This is a genomic window from Mitsuaria sp. 7, assembly GCF_001653795.1.
In the GTDB taxonomy this organism is placed as follows: domain Bacteria; phylum Pseudomonadota; class Gammaproteobacteria; order Burkholderiales; family Burkholderiaceae_C; genus Roseateles.
The window spans coordinates 1,810,053-1,824,855 of sequence record NZ_CP011514.1; the positions used below are offsets into that span (position 1 = coordinate 1,810,053).

Sequence of the window (14,803 nt, forward strand, 5' to 3'; positions counted from 1 at the left end):
GTCCAGGCGCTATCCAAGAAGGACGGACGATGAAACTGCTGGTGGTCGAGGATGAGGAGAAGCTGGGCGCCTACCTGCGCGCCGGTCTGACGCAGGAGGGATTCGTCGTCGACCTGGTGCGCGACGGCGTGGACGGTCTGCATCAGGCCAGCGAGGGCCAGTACGACCTGGTGCTGCTGGACGGCGGACTGCCGGGCATCGACGGCCTGGCCGTGCTGGCCGCGCTGCGCCAGCAGGACCACACGCGCGCGCTGCCGGTGCTGATGATGACGGGGCGCGCCGAGGTCGAGGATCGCGTGCGCGGCCTGCAGGCCGGCGCGGACGACTACCTGTGCAAGCCCTTCGCCTTCTCCGAGCTGGTGGCCCGCGTCCAGGCGCTGCTGCGCCGCGCGGCCGGCACGGCGCCGGTCGAGGCCACCGTACTGAAACTCGCCGACCTGGAGGTCGACCTGCTGCGCCGCAAGGTCCACCGCGCGGGGCAGCGGCTGGACCTCACGCCCAAGGAATTCAGCCTGCTGACGCTGCTGCTGCGGCGCCAGGGTCAGGTCATGTCCCGGACCGAGCTCGCCGAGCAGGTCTGGGACATGAACTTCGACAGCGAGACCAACGTCGTCGAAGTCGCCGTGCGACGGCTGCGCGGCAAGCTCGACAAACCTTTCGACGTCGAGTTGCTGCACACCGTGCGCGGCATGGGTTACGTGCTGGAGAGACGCGACGCGTGAGCGGCGCTGGCGTCGGCGCCGACACTGCGGCGACGCCACACCGCCAGCAGGCCGACGCCCGCCGCCAGCATCGCCCAGGTCGAGGGCTCAGGCACCGGCGCGGCGAGCTGCTCGAAGGCCAGCTGCTGCATCACCCGCACCTGCGCTTCGGAGATGCCCAGCTGCGCCGCCGAGGTCTCGCCCACGCCCAGGCTGCGCGGATCCAGGCCGGTGATCTTGCCGAAGATGGTCAGCGCCTCCAGGTAGCTGCCGTACATGCTGGCGTGGTAGTTGTCGCTGGCCCACAGCTTGACCTTCCCCGCGTCGATACCGTCGTAAGGGTTGGTGTCGGCGAAGCCCTGGGACATGGCGCGGTTCCAGGCCAGCCCCACCGGGATCACGCCGTCGATCTTGTCGGAGGCCTGGTCCGCCTGCAGGTAGCCGCTGTACACGTCCTCGGCCATCTTGTAGATCGACTGGCCGTACCACGCGCCGCTGGGCGGATAGGTCTGGTCCGCGCGCGACCAGGTCGCCATCAGGCTGATCTTCACGTCCGCGTTCTGCGCATGCAGCGCGTCGGCCAGCAGGCCCGAGTACTGGATCAGCTTGGCCGGATTGCCGGGCTGGGACGCGTCCAGCGTGCTGTAGCTCTGCAGCACGACCCGGTCCCAGGGCTTGTTGATCAGGTCCATCTTGGTGTTGTAGTGCAGGTCCAGCCCGCTGCCGCCGACGGTCTCCAGGCTGACGTCGTAGCTGAGGCCGGCCTGCGCGGTGAAGGCCTTGAACAGCGCCGGGATGCCGCCGATGCCGGTGCCGTTGAGGTCGGTCACGGAGCCGGGGTTGAACTGCATCACCGACGAGCCTTGCGCGTAGGTGAAACTGTTGCCGACGAACAGGATGCTCTCGGCCTGCGCCGCGCCGAAGGACAGCGCGAACACGAGGCCGGCCAGCGGACGGGCCGCGCGCAGGACCCCCTGGAACCGGGTGGTGGATCGGATCATTTGTCTTCCTCGGTGGTTGTCGTGGATGCGCAAGCGGGCGACGCCCACGCGCTTCTCCGTTATAGGGAGCGGGACGCCGTCCGGTAGGGCTACGCCGGGCTCCCCCCTAGAACGCTGTGCGGACAGCATCGGCAACCCGGTGCGCTGGCGCACCGAGGCGGGGACACCTGCACGCTGGGTGGCGTTCCCGCGAGCGCGGGGGAAGCCACACGCAATGGCACCAAAGACACGCTCCGATACCTCGACGGGCACGGTGCTTGCCATAGTCGTGCGCTGGAACGGATGTCCAGTTCCCGGAGCCCATCGATGTCCCTGTCTCTTGCTGCAAACCCTTCCGCCATGCACCCTCGCGCGAACCATCTGCTCGTGCAGCTGCCCGCCGAGGACCAGGCGCGCTGGTCTGCGCAGCTCGAAACCGTCGAGCTGCTGAAGGGCCGCGTGCTGTTCGAGGCCGGCAGCCCCGCCACCCACGTGTACTTCCCCATCACCGCGATCGTCTCGCTGATCCACACGACCCATTCGGGCGATTCGACGCAGGTCGCGATGATCGGTTCGGAAGGCGCGGCGGGCCTGGCCGCGGCGATGGGCGGGGAGTCCCCGGCCTGCCGCGGCGTCGTGCAGCGGGCCGGCCTGGCCTTCCGCATGCGCGTGCCCCTGGTGCGTGAAGAGTTGATGCGCGGCACCGCGGCGCTGCCGCTGCTGCTGCGATATCTGCAATCGTTGCTCGCGCAGATCGCGCACACGGCGGTCTGCAATCGTCATCACTCGCTGGAGCGGCAACTGTGCCGCTGGCTGCTGCTGAGCCTGGATCGCCAGCAGGGGCATTGCGAGTTGTCGGTGACGCAGGAGGCGATCTCCAGCCTGCTCGGCGTGCGCCGCGAAGGCGTCACCGAGAGCGCCCAGCGCCTCCAGGCCGCCGGCCTGATCCGTTATTCCCGCGGTCATATCGCGGTACTGGACCGGCCGGGGCTGGAGGCCCGGGCTTGCGAGTGCTACGCCCTGCTCAAGCAGGACTTCCAGCGTCTGCTGCCTCAGGACCTGGACGACGAGAACGCGGCCACCTCTGCCACCTTCGCATCCGTCGCCGTGCAGGCCTGAGGGCGCTGCATCGCTGTTGAAGCACCGCAGCGAGTTGCCCGTCATCGACGGGAACTCGTCCTGCGCGCCGGGATGAACCCGGCACGCTGCTCGACGCTCGAAAGAACCGGCTCGCGCCGGCCCCCTCTCACGTGATCAGTGCAGTGGCGGAACCTCCGGGCACCCGCATGCCCTCGCGTTCCGACACCGTGACCGGCCCCGAAGGACCGGTCGTGTCATCACTTCTCCTGACGACGGCGACGCGCCACGAAGCCGACCGCGCCGAGACCGGCCAGCAGCATCGCGTAGGTCGACGGTTCCGGCACCGCGGCGAAGTTGATCGATCCGCCGCCCTGACGGATGCGGAAGCCGCCCGCGAAGGGCTCGACCTGCGACGTCGTGTTGGAGAACGAGGTCAGCGCGATGCTGTAGGCGGGCGACGAGCTCTGGAAGCCCGGCACCAGCCAGTTGATCGACAGCTTGGCGTTGGCCGACGGGTTGAAGGTGCCGTCGCCCAGCGGCGTGGTCGCCACCGTGCCCAGCACCAGCGAGCCGGTGGCCAGGGCCACTTCGCCGGTCGCGGTTTCCGTCGGCGTGTTGCCGGCGAAGCCGAACGACGAGGTGCCGTTGTAGCCGTACAGGGTGTACGTCAGCGAGTTCAGCGTGCCCAGCGTCGGGGTGGTGCCCGGGTTGCCCGGGGTCGTCAGCGTGCCGGAACCGCTGAACTGGATGTAGTAGCCGTAGTCCGAGTTCAGACCGTTCGACGGCAGCGTCAGGCCGCCCAGCTGGGCCGCGCTGATCGACAGGTAACCCGCTTCAGTGAAGGAGTTGCCGGCACCGAAGGTGATGGTCGAGTAGTTGGACACCAGCAGGTTGTCGGCCGTCAAGGCCGAACCGTTCAGACCGGCGGCGGCCGGGTCCCAGGTGAATTGGGGAAGCGCGGAAGCGCTGGCGCTGACGGCGGCCAAGGCGAGAGCCAGCAGGGTACGCTGGAACGCAATGGGCTTCCGGGCGAGCAAAGGCAGGGTCATGGTGGTTGCTCCGAAAGGGAAATCCGCGAATTGCGGACATCGCAGTTCACCACCCGCCACAGAGGGAGTCTGTTCGTCCACCCACATAAAAACCGGCCCTCTTCCGGATGTACCCGGAAGGTGCTACGAACAGGCCTCCGCGTGCCTGAAAACACCCCGCATCCAGGGGGTGCTGCGCCGCAGCAAAAACACGACAGAAGTCCGATGGATCCTGGGGAAAGTCGTGACCAGACGTGCGGTCTCGCGTCTCACCGGAAGCATACGGCGGTCCGACGCGAATTACTGCGCTCGCGCGGCGCTTTTCGGAAGGCTGGCGACACGGGGACGACCAGACAATCCGGCATCGCTTCCCGACGACTCAACGAGCCCCGCACGCCATGTCTCAACCTGCCCGCACCGCCACTTCCGCCGCCCTGTCTTCGACTGCCGTTTCCGGCGTGGCGGGGCTCATGCTGGGTCAGATCGTCCTGGCGCTGGCGCTGCACCACGGACGCTCCGTCGAAGGCCTGGGCTACGCGCTCGTGTTCCTGCTGGCCGGCGGCGCGTCGGTCGCCTGCCTGCTGGCGCATCGGCATCAGCAACGTCGTCCGCGCAACGAACCGGCGCCGCTGCGCCTGTGGGTCGCCGCGCTGGCGCTGGGCGTGTTCGCGTCGTTGGTGGCCGCCGGCTCGTTCTGAGCAAAGAAAAACGGCGCCGGGAGGCGCCGTCCACAAGCGCCGTCCTCCGGCGCTTCCTGTCGACGTCAGGCGTCGACCTTATTCCTCCAGATCCTCGTCGTCGTCCGCATGCTCGGGATCGGGCCCGGCGGAAGGATCGTCCCCGCTGGCCAGGTCTTCCACGTCGATGCTCGCGTCGATGTCGTCCGGTGTCGGCGAACGGCTGACGCGATCGGGCAGGATGTCGGCGGCTTCATCGCCACGGCCGGGCGTCGCGGAAGCACGCTCCCCGGTGCCGAAACGGTCGGTGTCGCTGTCGCGCGCCGACGGCGTCGCGCCGAGCTCATCCGGATCGTCCGGGCCGGTGCTCATCTGACGCTCGCCCGAGACGTCGCTGCCGCTGTCGGAACTGTCGCTCGGTCCGAGCGAGTCGGTGCCCCGCCCCTTCGCCTGCGCGGGCGCCTGGGTGCCGCCGAGGATGCTGCTGGTGGCCATGGTGTGTGCTCCTGTGAGACCCGATGCGGGTCGATGCAGGAGTTCGGCAAGCCCCGGGCCCGCCGGGGCCTTATCAGGCCGAACGCTTCTGGTAGACGCGCTCTTTCGCCGCGATCTCGACGAACTCGCCGGCGTGCGCGGAGAAGCGCAGCGTCTCGCGCGCGCCGAGGCCGAGGAACCCGTTGCGGCACAGCGCCTCGGTGAACAGGCCCAGCGCGCGGTCCTGCAGCGCGCGGTTGAAGTAGATCAGCACGTTGCGGCAGGACACCAGCTGCACTTCCGCGAACACGCTGTCGGTCGACAGGCTGTGGTCGCTGAAGACGATGCGTTCCTTCAAGGACTTGTCCATCAGCACGTGGTCGTACGCGGCCGTGTAGTACTCCGACAGCGACCCCACCCCGCCCGACGCGCGGTGGTTCTCGGTGTACAGCGGCACCTGGTCCACCCGGTACACCCCCGCCTGCGCCTGCGCGAGCGCCTCCTGGCTGATGTCGGTCGCGTAGATCAGCGTGCGGTCCAGCAGCCCTTCCTCCTTCATGAGGATGGCCATGGAATACGCCTCCTCGCCGCCGCTGCAGCCCGCCACCCAGATGCGCAGCGACGGGAAGGTGCGCAGCACCGGCACGACCTGCTCGCGCAGCGCGCGGTAGTACTCGGGGTCGCGGAACATCTCGCTGACCTGCACGGTCAGGTCGCTCAGCACCGAGCGGAACACCTCGGGCTCATGCAGCACGCGCCCCTGCAGCTGCGAGAGGTTGGCGCAGCCGAAGCGCTGCTGCCCGGCCTTCAGCCGACGCCGCAGCGAGCTGCCCGCGTAGTCGCGGAAGTCGTAGTGGTAGCGCTCGTAGATCGCTTCGAGGATGAGCCGGACCTCGAGGTCGTCCGCGTGCCGGCCATGCCTGTCGGGCTCGTCGTGCGCGCTGTTCGTCATCGTCCGGCGACCTTCATCGCGACCCTCGCCGTACCCCTCATCGCGGCATCCACACCCGCACCAGCGAGAGCAGCTTCTCGATGTCCAGCGGCTTGGCGATGTAGTCGTTGGCGCCGGCGGCCATGCACTTCTCCTGGTCGTCCTTCATCGCCTTGGCGGTGAGCGCGATGATGGGCAGGCGGCGCAGGTCGGCGCGCGCGCGGATCTCGCGCATCGCCGTGTAGCCGTCCATCTCCGGCATCATGATGTCCATCAGGACGAGGTCCACCGCGGGCATCGCGCCCGGCCCCTGCAGCGGCGCGGAGAGCCGCTCCAGCGCCTCGCGCCCGTTGCGCGCGATGTCCACCTTCACGCCCTTGGGCTCCAGCACCGCCGACAGCGCGAAGATGTTGCGCACGTCGTCCTCGACGACCAGCACGCGCCGCCCTTCGAGCATGTTGTCCCGCGCGCGCACTTCCTTGAGCATCTTCTGGCGCTCCGGCGGCAGCTGCGATTCGACCTGGTGCAGGAACAGCGTGACCTCGTCGAGCAGCCGCTCCGGCGAGCGCGCGCCCTTGATGATGATGGAGCGCGAGTAGCGGCGCAGCTGCTGCTCCTGCTGCGGGCTGAGCGTGTGGCCGGTGTACACGATCACCGGCGGGAAGGCGACGTCGTCCTGCGCCGCCATCTGGTCGAGCAGGTCGTAGCCGCTCATGTCGGGCAGGTTCAGGTCCATGACCATGCAGTCGAAGGTCGAGCGGCGCAGCGCCTCGAGCGCTTCGGCCGCGGTCGCGACGCCCTCGATGCGGACCTCGTCCGCGGCCAGCAGATGGCGGATGCTGTCGAGCTGGCGCGCGTCGTCCTCGACCACCAGCACCGTGCGCAGGCGCTGCGAGAACTTGGCTTCCAGCTTGTGCAGCGCGACCTCGAGCTCCTCGCGCTTGACCGGCTTGAACGCATAGCCGACGGCGCCGCGCTCCATCGCCTCGTGCGTGTAGTCGGCCACCGAGATCACGTGCACGGGGATGTGGCGGGTCAGCGGCTCGCGCTTGAGCTGGTCCAGCACGCCCAGGCCGGAGTGGTCGGGCAGGTTCATGTCGAGCAGGATCGCGCTGGGCGCGTAGCGCTGCGCGATGGACAGGCCGTTCTGCGCCGTGTGCGCCATCAGGCAGACGAAGCCCATCTCGCGGATCAGGTCGCGCAGGATCAGCGCGAAGCGCTGGTCGTCCTCGATGATGAGGATCGCGCGATCCCCCGGCACCCAGGACAGGCGGTCGTCGTCGAGCTGCGGCAGGCGCGGTTCGGGCGCCGCCGGCGCGGGCTCGCGCAGCAGCGATTCCGTCGTGGCGGTCTCCTCCTCCATCGCGCCCAGGGCCGGCAGCGTGGCATCGAAGGCGGGCACCGCGGGCGGTGCCTTGATCGCGCCATGCAGCGGCGACTGGGCGGGTGACAGCGGGCGCGGACGCTCGTCGCCGAGCGGCGCCTCATGCGTCAGCGGCAGCACCAGGCTGAAGACGGAGCCCTGCCCCGGCGTGCTCTGCAGGTGGATGTCGCCGCCCAGCAGCCGCGCCAGGTCGCGCGAGATCGACAGTCCCAGCCCCGTGCCGCCGTACTTGCGGTGGGTGCTGCCGTCGGCCTGGCGGAAGGCGTCGAAGATCAGCGCCTGCTGGTGCTGCGGGATGCCGATGCCGGTGTCCTTGACCGTGAAGGCCAGGCGGCCGTCGGCGGTGGCGCCGACCTCCATGCGCACCGAGCCGCGCTCGGTGAACTTCAGCGCGTTGGACAGCAGGTTCTTGAGCACCTGGCCCACGCGGGCCTCGTCGGTCTCGATCCACTCCGGCGCGCCCGGCGCGAGCTGCAGGCCGAAGGCCAGGTTGCGCTGCGCCGCGACCGGCGCGAAGACCTGCGTCAGCTGCTGCAGCAGCCGCGGCACCGAGACGCGCTCGATGCTCATGTCGACCTTGCCGGCCTCGATCTTGGACAGGTCCAGGATGTCGTTGATCAGCATCAGCAGGTCGTTGCCGGCAGAGCTGATGGTCTGCGCGAAGCGGACCTGCTCCTCGCTCAGGTTGCCGTCCTTGTTGTCGGACAGCAGCTTGGCCAGGATCAGCGTCGAGTTCAGCGGCGTGCGCAGCTCGTGGCTCATGTTGGCCAGGAACTCGCTCTTGTACTGGTTGGAGCGCTCCAGCGCCTCGGCGCGCTCGGTCAGCAGGCCTTGCGCCGCGGTCAGCTCGGAGCGCTGCAGCTCCAGCTGGCGCGCCTGCTCCTCGAGTTGCGTGTTGCTTTCCTCGAGGTCGGTCTGCTGCTTCTCCAGCCGCAGCTGCGAGTCGCGCAGCGCGTTGCCCTGCTCCTCGAGTTCCTCGTTGCTGGCGCGCAGCTCCTCCTGCTGCATCTGCAGTTCCTCGGCCTGGCGGCGGCTCTCCTCGAGCAGCGCCTCCAGCCGGCTGCGATCCTTGGCGGCGCGCAGCGCCATGGCGATCGGCTCGGCCACGCGCGCCAGCAACTCGCGCTCGGCGTCGCCGACGTGGTGGAGGAAGCCCAGCTCGATCACGCACTGCACGCGCCTGTCCAGCCCGGCCGGCGCGATCAGCAGCTCGGCCGAATCCGCCTTGCCCAGCGACGAGGTGATCGGCAGATAGTCCGCCGGCAGTTGCGTCACGTGCACCGTCTGGCGGTCGCGGGCCGCCTGCCCCAGCAGCGTGTCGCCGCCGCGCACGACCGGCGGCGCCGCGTCCGTGCCGGTCGAGACCGGCAGTGCGTAGCCCCCGACGCGCAGGAAGGTCCCGTCCTCGTGAGCGACGTAGAACGCGCCCACGCGGGCATCGGTCCAGCGCGCGAGGAAGCTGGTGGCGATGTCGGCCAGCCGCTCGACGTGCGGATCGCCCTGCAGCTCCACGCCCAGTCCGGCCATGCCGGCCTTCAGCCATTCCTCGGTCTTGGCGGCACGGTAGCCGCGCGAACTCAGCACCGCCGCGACCATCGTCAGCAACAGCAGCAGGGCCGATCCGCCCCACATCACGCCGACGGTCTGCTGCACCGCGCCGTCCCACAGCGCGCGGCGTTCGGCGGCACGGTCGCGTTCCTCGCGTTCCATCTCGCCGAGCAGCGTGCGGATGCGCTCCATCAGGATGCGGCCGCGGTCGCCCTTCACCAGCGTCACCGCCGCGGCGCTCTCGCCGGCGCGCCGGGCCGCGATGGTCTCCTCCATCTCCGCGAGCTTGGCCTTGAACAGCTGCTCCGCCGTCTCCAGCCGCGAGAGCTGCGGCCGGTAGTTCTGGAAGCTGGCCCGCAGACGCTCCGCCGCGGCGGGGATCGTCACCTGAGCGGTGTTGAAGGGCACCAGGTAGCTGTCGATGCCGGTGAGCAGATAGCCGCGTTGGCCGGTCTCGGCATCCTTCATCGCCGAGCCCAGCGTCTGGATCTGTTCCTGCACGATCAGCGTGCGGGCCATCGCGTCGGCCGAGTCGGACTGCGCCTGCTGCGAACGATAGGAGAAGCCTGCGGTGATCAGGATCGTGACCACCGCCAGCACGAAGCCGAACAGCGTGGGCAGCGGCAGCCAGTCATGCCGGCGCACGCCGTGGGCCAGGTGGAGGTCGGTGCCCGAAGAGGCCCTGGAGGCGGAGGAAGTGATGTTCTTCATGAAAGCGGAAACGGGGCGGCCGGAGCGGGGCCGCATGCTAACGCGCCCCGCTCCGGCCGGCCCCAGGAGTCCTCACTGGGTCAATCGATCGATGACCGTGCCCGTCTCTATTCGCGCGGTTCGCCGCGCGCGTTGACGGTCACGGTCGCTCCCGGCTGTCGCCGGGTCTGCATGTAATGGTCCTGTCCCTTGAAACGATAGGTCACGTCCCAGTACTGGGGGTTGCCGTTGTTGGTCGCCGCACCGCAGCGCTGCACGTTGCGGACGTCCTTGTCGCGGTTGACGTTGCTGCCCACCACGGCGCCGCCGACCGCGCCGGCGACCGTCGTGGCCGTCTGCCCGGAGCCGCCGCCGAACTGGTGGCCCAGGATGCCGCCCAGCACGCCGCCGACGACCGCGCCGCCGACGTTGGGCCGGTCACGCACTTCCTTCTGCTCGATCCAGCACCGCTGCTGTTCCTCGCCCATCACGGCGCGCACGGAGACGACCTGCGCCTGGTAGAGGCCCTCGTCACCGCGGCGGAAGTAGGTGGGCTGCGGGTCGGGGCCGTAGCGGTCGCGGCTCACGTCCTCGCCGACGCGGCGCGCGGAGCTGATGCGGTTGTCCAGACCCATGGATTTCAGCGACGGGTAGCTGCCCGGCTGCAGCACGCGGCAGCGGCCGCTGTAGCCCGGGTCCTCGCAGACTTCCCAGCGCTCGCCGCGGACCTCGATCGAGGACGCGCGGTCGTCGAAGCCGATCTCCTTGAGGAAATTGATCTGCGACTCGGTGCCCGCGTTGCGGCCGCGGAAGTTCTCGTTCTCGTAGAACGTGATGTCGGCCATCGCGTGGCCGGCCAGCGCGCAGGCGGCCGCCGCGACGGCGACCTTGAGCGCGCGCTTCATCCGGGGTGGGCTGTTCGGTGCGGAGGATCGGTTCATGGCAGTCCCCATCGTGGTTGCTCTGATGCCGCCACTGTGGGCCGGCGCGGACGCCGGGTCTGTCGGGCCGCGCTGGGAGCGGGTGTAGGACAACATTCCCTGTTCATGCCCTCGGCGTCCCTCAACGTTCTTCAGCGTTCCGCCTGCAGCCGCGGGAGCAGCAACTCGAACATGGTCCCCTGCCGGGCCCGCGACATCCCGATCAGCGAGCCGCCATGCGCCCGCGCTACGCGCTCGGGCTCCTGCAGGCCGGGCCCGACCTGGGCCGAAGACATCCCCGAGACCGGCTCGTTGCCGCCGAACAGGTGGATGGAGGCCTCCGGCTCGAGCACCGTGTCGAAGCTGATGCGCAGCATCAGCGAGCGCTGCGCGCCGCCGTCGACCTGGATGCGGATGGCGCTGTCGCCCGCATGCGTGGCGGCCTGCATCAGCAGCTGATCCAGGGCCTGCGCCATCAGCTCGACGTCGAAGTCCCCGCTCGTGTCGCCGATGCGGTCGAAGGCCGGCGGCGCCCACATCACGGCCTGGTTGCTCTCGATGTCCAGCCGCTGCGCGGCCAGCATGCCCAGGTCGCTGCGCACGGGCTGGACCTGCAGCAGCTCGCACGGCCGGCGCGCCAGGCTGCCCAGGTGGTCCACCTGGCGTCCCAGCAGCGTCGCCGCGGCCTTGACCCGCTGGCCGGCCTTCTGCAGCGAGGGCGATTCGGTCTGGCGGATCAGCAGCTCGGCGTTGAGCATCATGACCGACAGCGGGCTGCGGATGTCGTGGCTCAGCGCGCTCAGCATCAGCGCGTTGACGCGCGCCAGACGCTCCTGCTCGACGATGCGCTCGGCCAGCAGCTGGCGCTGGCGGTGCAGGTCGGCGAAGACGGCCACCTTGCTGCGCAGCACGTGGGCGTCGACCGGTTTGTAGATGAAGTCCACCGCGCCGGCCTCGTAGCCCTTGAAGCTGCGCTGCGCCTCCTGCGAGCCGGCGGTCAGGAAGATGATCGGGACGTGCCGCGTACGCTCCGCGCCGCGCATGAGCTCCGCCAGCGTGAAACCGTCCATGCCCGGCATCTGGATGTCGAGCAGGGCCAGCATCACGTCATGGGTGAGCAGCAATTCCAGGGCGGCAGGACCGGAATCTGCCGTCAACACCTGCAGGCCGGAATCGGCCAGCAAGGCTTTCATCGCGAGCAGGTTCTGAGGCTTGTCATCCACCACCAGCACGCTGATCTCATCCGCCACGGTCGTTCTCCCGATCTTTGTTCATCTTGGTTTGGTCATCATCATCTTGCATGTCCGACAGGCGCAGGTGGCAACCGGCGTGCCCACGACACCCTGGGAGATACCCTCCCCTGATCCTCGCCCGCAGATGCCTTTGGGCGATCAGCGCCGAGAGTAGGATCGCGCCGCCGTGCCGTCCGTCCGCACGACCCCCAATTCCCTGAATCCCAGGCGCGCCCAGCGCCCCGAGAGGACACGATGAAACAGAACAGCGCCGCCGTCGAAGAACTCCTGTCCACCCACCGCGACCAGGTCTTGTCCGAATGGCAGACCGAACTGGTCGCCACAGGCGGCGGTCGCGGGCTGTCCACCGATGTCCGCGAGACCGGCGAACTGCTGAACGCGATCCTGGGCGGTGTACGCGCCAGCGGCAGCACGGAGAACTTCGACGACGCGGCCTGGACCAACGTGCGCACGGTGCTGGGCCAGTTGTCGGCCTCGCGCGCCGCGCAGGGCTCGACCGCCGCCGACACCAGCCGCTTCGTGCTGGCGCTGAAGAAGCCGCTCTTCGCCGGCGTGCAGCGCAAGTTCGCCGGCGACGCCGCGGCCTTGGGCGACGCGACCTGGGCCGTCTCGACGCTGCTGGACAACATGGCGCAGTACACCGTCACGACCTACCAGCGCAGCCGCGAGGAGATCATCGGCCGCCAGCAGCAGGAACTGCTGGAGCTGTCGACCCCGGTCGTGAAGCTGTGGGAAGGCGTGCTGGCCGTGCCCATGATCGGCACGCTGGACAGCGGCCGCACGCAGCTGGTGATGGAGGCGCTGCTGCAGCGCATCGTCGAGACCGGTTCCGCGCTGGCCATCATCGACATCACCGGCGTGCCGACCGTGGACACGCTGGTCGCGCAGCATCTGCTCAAGACCGTCACCGCGATCCGCCTGATGGGCGCCGACGCGATCATCAGCGGCATCCGGCCGCAGATCGCCCAGACCATCGTGCACCTGGGCATCGACCTGGAAGGCATCACGACCAAGGCGACGCTGGCCGACGCGCTGGCGGTGGCCTTGAAGCGCACCGGCTTCGTCGTCGCCAAGGGCCGGCCGACCGCCGGCGCAGCCGGCTTCACGGGCGCGGCATGACCACACGCATCCCCATCCTGCGCATGGGCAGGACCCTGCTGGTCACCATCCAGGTCGACCTGCAGGACCAGACCGCGCTCGCGCTGCAGGACGACCTCGCCAACAGGATCCAGGACACCGGCGCGACCGGCGTGCTGATCGACATCTCCGCGCTGGAGATCGTCGACTCCTTCATCGGCCGCATGCTGGCCGGCATCTCCAGCATCGCCAAGGTGCTGGGGGCCAATTCGGTCGTCGTCGGCATGCAGCCGGCGGTCGCGATCACGCTGGTGGAACTGGGGTTGACCTTGCACGGCGTGCGCACCGCGCTCAACGTCGAACGCGGCATGGAGCTGCTGCGCCATGCCGACGAAGCCGACGCCGACCTCGAGACCAACCTGGATGCGGGTGCCGGCGACGGTGACGCCAACGACGCGGGGCCTGGCCGGTGACGGCGTCCTCATCCACGTCGGGATCGCTGCCCATCCGCAGCGAGCCCGACATCGTGCTGTCGCGCCAGCTGGTGCGCAAGCTCACCCAGGAACTGAAGTTCTCGCTGGTCGACCAGACCAAGATGATCACGGCGGCCAGCGAGCTGTCGCGCAACACGCTGGTCTACGGCGGCGGCGGCGACATGGAATGGGCCATCGTCCAGTCCGGCGTGAAGACGGGATTGCGGCTTGCCTTCGTCGATCAGGGCCCCGGGATTCCGGATCTGGAGCTGGCGATGAAGGATGGATGGACCTCGGGCAACGGCATGGGCATGGGCCTGTCGGGCAGCAAGCGGCTGGTCAACGATTTCGAACTCGATTCCGCGCCCGGACGCGGGACGCGCGTGACGATCACGCGCTGGAAGTAGCCGTGCGCGCGCATCGACGCTTCCCCATCGACGACGCGAGTCAGGTGGGCGAAGCCCGCCGTGCCGCGTTGGCGCTCGCGGGCGACCTCGCCTTCGACGAGGAATCCGCCGGTCGGCTCGCGCTAGCGGTCACCGAGCTCGGCACCAACCTGTTCCGCCACGTCGGACCGGGGCGCCATGCCGCGCTGCTGATCGGCGTGGAGGAATGGACCGACCGCGGCGGGCCTGCGACCGCGAACGCCCCGTCGGGTCCGGGCCTGGGCCTGCAGGTGCTGTCGTTGGACCGGGGCGACGGCATGGACCTGTCGCGCTGTCTGCAGGACGGCTTCAGCACCGGCGGCACGGCCGGCACCGGGCTCGGCGCCATCCGGCGGTCGGCCGACCGCTTCGGCGGCTTCTCCGCGCCGCAGCGGGGCACGGTCCTGGCCGCCCGCTTCAGGCCACGGACCGACCGGAGCCGCCTCGGCGCGCCGGGCGCCTTCCCGCCTGCCGGCAATGCCACCGTCAACGCCGCTCCCGACCTCGCCTTCGACGTCGGCGGCCTCTCGCTGGCCGCCCCGGGCGAGACCGTCAGCGGTGACGCCTGGGCGCTGCGTCGCGACCAGGACCCGCCGCACGACCGCTGGTCGCTCGCGATGGCCGACGGTCTGGGCCACGGCGTCGACGCGGCGGAAGCGGCGGACAAGCTCATGAGCCTGCTCGCGCGCGCCGACGCTTCGCACCTCGCGTCGCCGGCCGCTTTCCTGGAGCGTTCGCACGACCTCCTGCGCAGCACGCGCGGCGCCGCGTCGGCCGCGCTGTCGCTGTCGCCCGACGGTCCGCTGCGCTTCGCCGGCGCCGGCAACATCTCGGGCCGCCTGATCTCCGGCGTGTCCGATCGGACGCTGCTGTCCCAGCACGGCACGCTCGGCGTGCAGATCCGCCGGCTGCAGGATGTCGTCTACGATTGGCCGCCGCACGCGGTGCTGGTGCTGCACTCGGACGGCATCGTCAGCCGCTGGACGCTGGAAGACACGCCGGGTCTGCTGCAGGCCGATCCGGCGGTGATCGCCGGATGGATCCTCCGGGACCACCTGCGCGGCAAGGATGATGCGACCGTGGTGGTGGTCCGGCGCCGCGACAGGAGCCACGAACGCAATGCCGATCCGGGCCCCGCCCCGATCGCAGGCGCATGACGCAC

At 69.6% G+C, this 14,803-nt stretch carries 14 protein-coding genes; 7 read left to right on the plus strand and 7 right to left on the minus strand.

The window, feature by feature from the left end; genetic code table 11:
- Positions 1-29: 29 nt before the first annotated feature.
- Entirely contained in the window at positions 30-722 is a 693-nt protein-coding gene (locus ABE85_RS08045; RefSeq protein ID WP_067272374.1) for a heavy metal response regulator transcription factor, read from the plus strand.
- Here the strand turns inward: ABE85_RS08045 and ABE85_RS08050 are convergent.
- A complete protein-coding gene (locus ABE85_RS08050; protein ID WP_082938430.1) occupies positions 695-1,702 on the minus strand; it encodes a DUF4886 domain-containing protein in 1,008 nt (335 codons plus the stop codon). The two genes, ABE85_RS08045 and ABE85_RS08050, sit on opposite strands and share 28 nt — an antisense overlap.
- Positions 1,703-2,008: 306 nt before the next feature.
- Between ABE85_RS08050 and ABE85_RS08055 the strand changes: the two genes are divergently transcribed.
- Complete coding sequence (locus ABE85_RS08055; protein WP_067272377.1) at positions 2,009-2,800, plus strand: Crp/Fnr family transcriptional regulator; 792 nt, start codon at positions 2,009-2,011, stop codon at positions 2,798-2,800.
- Between the two features lie 218 nt (positions 2,801-3,018).
- Here the strand turns inward: ABE85_RS08055 and pepA are convergent, their stop codons facing one another.
- Entirely contained in the window at positions 3,019-3,810 is a 792-nt protein-coding gene (gene pepA, locus ABE85_RS08060; protein WP_067272381.1) for a flocculation-associated PEP-CTERM protein PepA, read from the minus strand.
- Between the two features lie 377 nt (positions 3,811-4,187).
- On the opposite strand from pepA, the gene ABE85_RS08065 reads away from it, so the two are divergent.
- Positions 4,188-4,487 (plus strand): hypothetical protein, encoded by a 300-nt coding sequence (locus tag ABE85_RS08065; protein ID WP_157522066.1) that lies wholly within the window; start codon positions 4,188-4,190, stop codon positions 4,485-4,487.
- Positions 4,488-4,565: 78 nt separating this feature from the next.
- Here the strand turns inward: ABE85_RS08065 and ABE85_RS08070 are convergent, their stop codons facing one another.
- The 5 genes from ABE85_RS08070 to ABE85_RS08090 all read right to left on the minus strand — a co-directional run bounded on the left by ABE85_RS08070 (position 4,566) and on the right by ABE85_RS08090 (position 11,663).
- Positions 4,566-4,961, minus strand: coding sequence for a hypothetical protein (locus tag ABE85_RS08070; protein WP_067272386.1), 396 nt, complete (start codon positions 4,959-4,961; stop codon positions 4,566-4,568).
- A 73-nt stretch (positions 4,962-5,034) separates the two neighbouring features.
- Positions 5,035-5,892, minus strand: a complete 858-nt coding sequence (locus tag ABE85_RS08075) for a protein-glutamate O-methyltransferase CheR (RefSeq protein WP_067272389.1) — start codon at positions 5,890-5,892, stop codon at positions 5,035-5,037.
- Positions 5,893-5,929: 37 nt separating this feature from the next.
- Positions 5,930-9,514, minus strand: a complete 3,585-nt coding sequence (locus ABE85_RS08080) for a response regulator (protein WP_067272391.1) — start codon at positions 9,512-9,514, stop codon at positions 5,930-5,932.
- A 107-nt stretch (positions 9,515-9,621) separates the two neighbouring features.
- Positions 9,622-10,434 (minus strand): beta/gamma crystallin family protein, encoded by an 813-nt coding sequence (locus ABE85_RS08085; RefSeq protein ID WP_197507252.1) that lies wholly within the window; start codon positions 10,432-10,434, stop codon positions 9,622-9,624.
- Between the two features lie 131 nt (positions 10,435-10,565).
- A complete protein-coding gene (locus ABE85_RS08090; RefSeq protein WP_082938433.1) occupies positions 10,566-11,663 on the minus strand; it encodes a hybrid sensor histidine kinase/response regulator in 1,098 nt (365 codons plus the stop codon).
- Between the two features lie 237 nt (positions 11,664-11,900).
- Here ABE85_RS08090 and ABE85_RS08095 point away from each other — a divergent pair, with 237 nt between their 5' ends.
- The 4 genes from ABE85_RS08095 to ABE85_RS08110 are packed head-to-tail and all read left to right on the plus strand — an operon-like array spanning position 11,901 to position 14,798.
- Positions 11,901-12,785 carry an STAS domain-containing protein gene (locus tag ABE85_RS08095; protein WP_067272396.1) on the plus strand — a complete coding sequence of 295 codons (885 nt, stop codon included), beginning with the start codon at positions 11,901-11,903 and terminating at the stop codon, positions 12,783-12,785.
- Positions 12,782-13,216: an STAS domain-containing protein gene (locus tag ABE85_RS08100; protein WP_067272399.1), complete on the plus strand. Its 435-nt coding sequence runs from the start codon at positions 12,782-12,784 to the stop codon at positions 13,214-13,216. Before ABE85_RS08095 ends, ABE85_RS08100 begins: the two co-directional genes overlap by 4 nt.
- A complete protein-coding gene (locus ABE85_RS08105; protein WP_067272402.1) occupies positions 13,213-13,623 on the plus strand; it encodes an anti-sigma regulatory factor in 411 nt (136 codons plus the stop codon). Before ABE85_RS08100 ends, ABE85_RS08105 begins: the two co-directional genes overlap by 4 nt.
- Positions 13,624-13,625: 2 nt before the next feature.
- Complete coding sequence (locus ABE85_RS08110) at positions 13,626-14,798, plus strand: SpoIIE family protein phosphatase (RefSeq protein WP_197507414.1); 1,173 nt, start codon at positions 13,626-13,628, stop codon at positions 14,796-14,798.
- Positions 14,799-14,803: the final 5 nt, after the last annotated feature.

Bases quoted from the DNA above. Each gene is read 5' to 3' on its own strand.
- ABE85_RS08095 (WP_067272396.1), top strand. From the start codon at position 11,901: ATGAAACAGAACAGCGCCGCCGTCGAAGAACTCCTGTCCACCCACCGC.
- ABE85_RS08080 (WP_067272391.1), bottom strand. From the start codon at position 9,514: ATGAAGAACATCACTTCCTCCGCCTCCAGGGCCTCTTCGGGCACCGAC.
- ABE85_RS08100 (WP_067272399.1), top strand. From the start codon at position 12,782: ATGACCACACGCATCCCCATCCTGCGCATGGGCAGGACCCTGCTGGTC.
- ABE85_RS08050 (WP_082938430.1), bottom strand. From the start codon at position 1,702: ATGATCCGATCCACCACCCGGTTCCAGGGGGTCCTGCGCGCGGCCCGT.
- ABE85_RS08065 (WP_157522066.1), top strand. From the start codon at position 4,188: ATGTCTCAACCTGCCCGCACCGCCACTTCCGCCGCCCTGTCTTCGACT.
- ABE85_RS08085 (WP_197507252.1), bottom strand. From the start codon at position 10,434: ATGAACCGATCCTCCGCACCGAACAGCCCACCCCGGATGAAGCGCGCG.
- ABE85_RS08045 (WP_067272374.1), top strand. From the start codon at position 30: ATGAAACTGCTGGTGGTCGAGGATGAGGAGAAGCTGGGCGCCTACCTG.
- pepA (WP_067272381.1), bottom strand. From the start codon at position 3,810: ATGACCCTGCCTTTGCTCGCCCGGAAGCCCATTGCGTTCCAGCGTACC.
- ABE85_RS08055 (WP_067272377.1), top strand. From the start codon at position 2,009: ATGTCCCTGTCTCTTGCTGCAAACCCTTCCGCCATGCACCCTCGCGCG.
- ABE85_RS08070 (WP_067272386.1), bottom strand. From the start codon at position 4,961: ATGGCCACCAGCAGCATCCTCGGCGGCACCCAGGCGCCCGCGCAGGCG.
- ABE85_RS08075 (WP_067272389.1), bottom strand. From the start codon at position 5,892: ATGACGAACAGCGCGCACGACGAGCCCGACAGGCATGGCCGGCACGCG.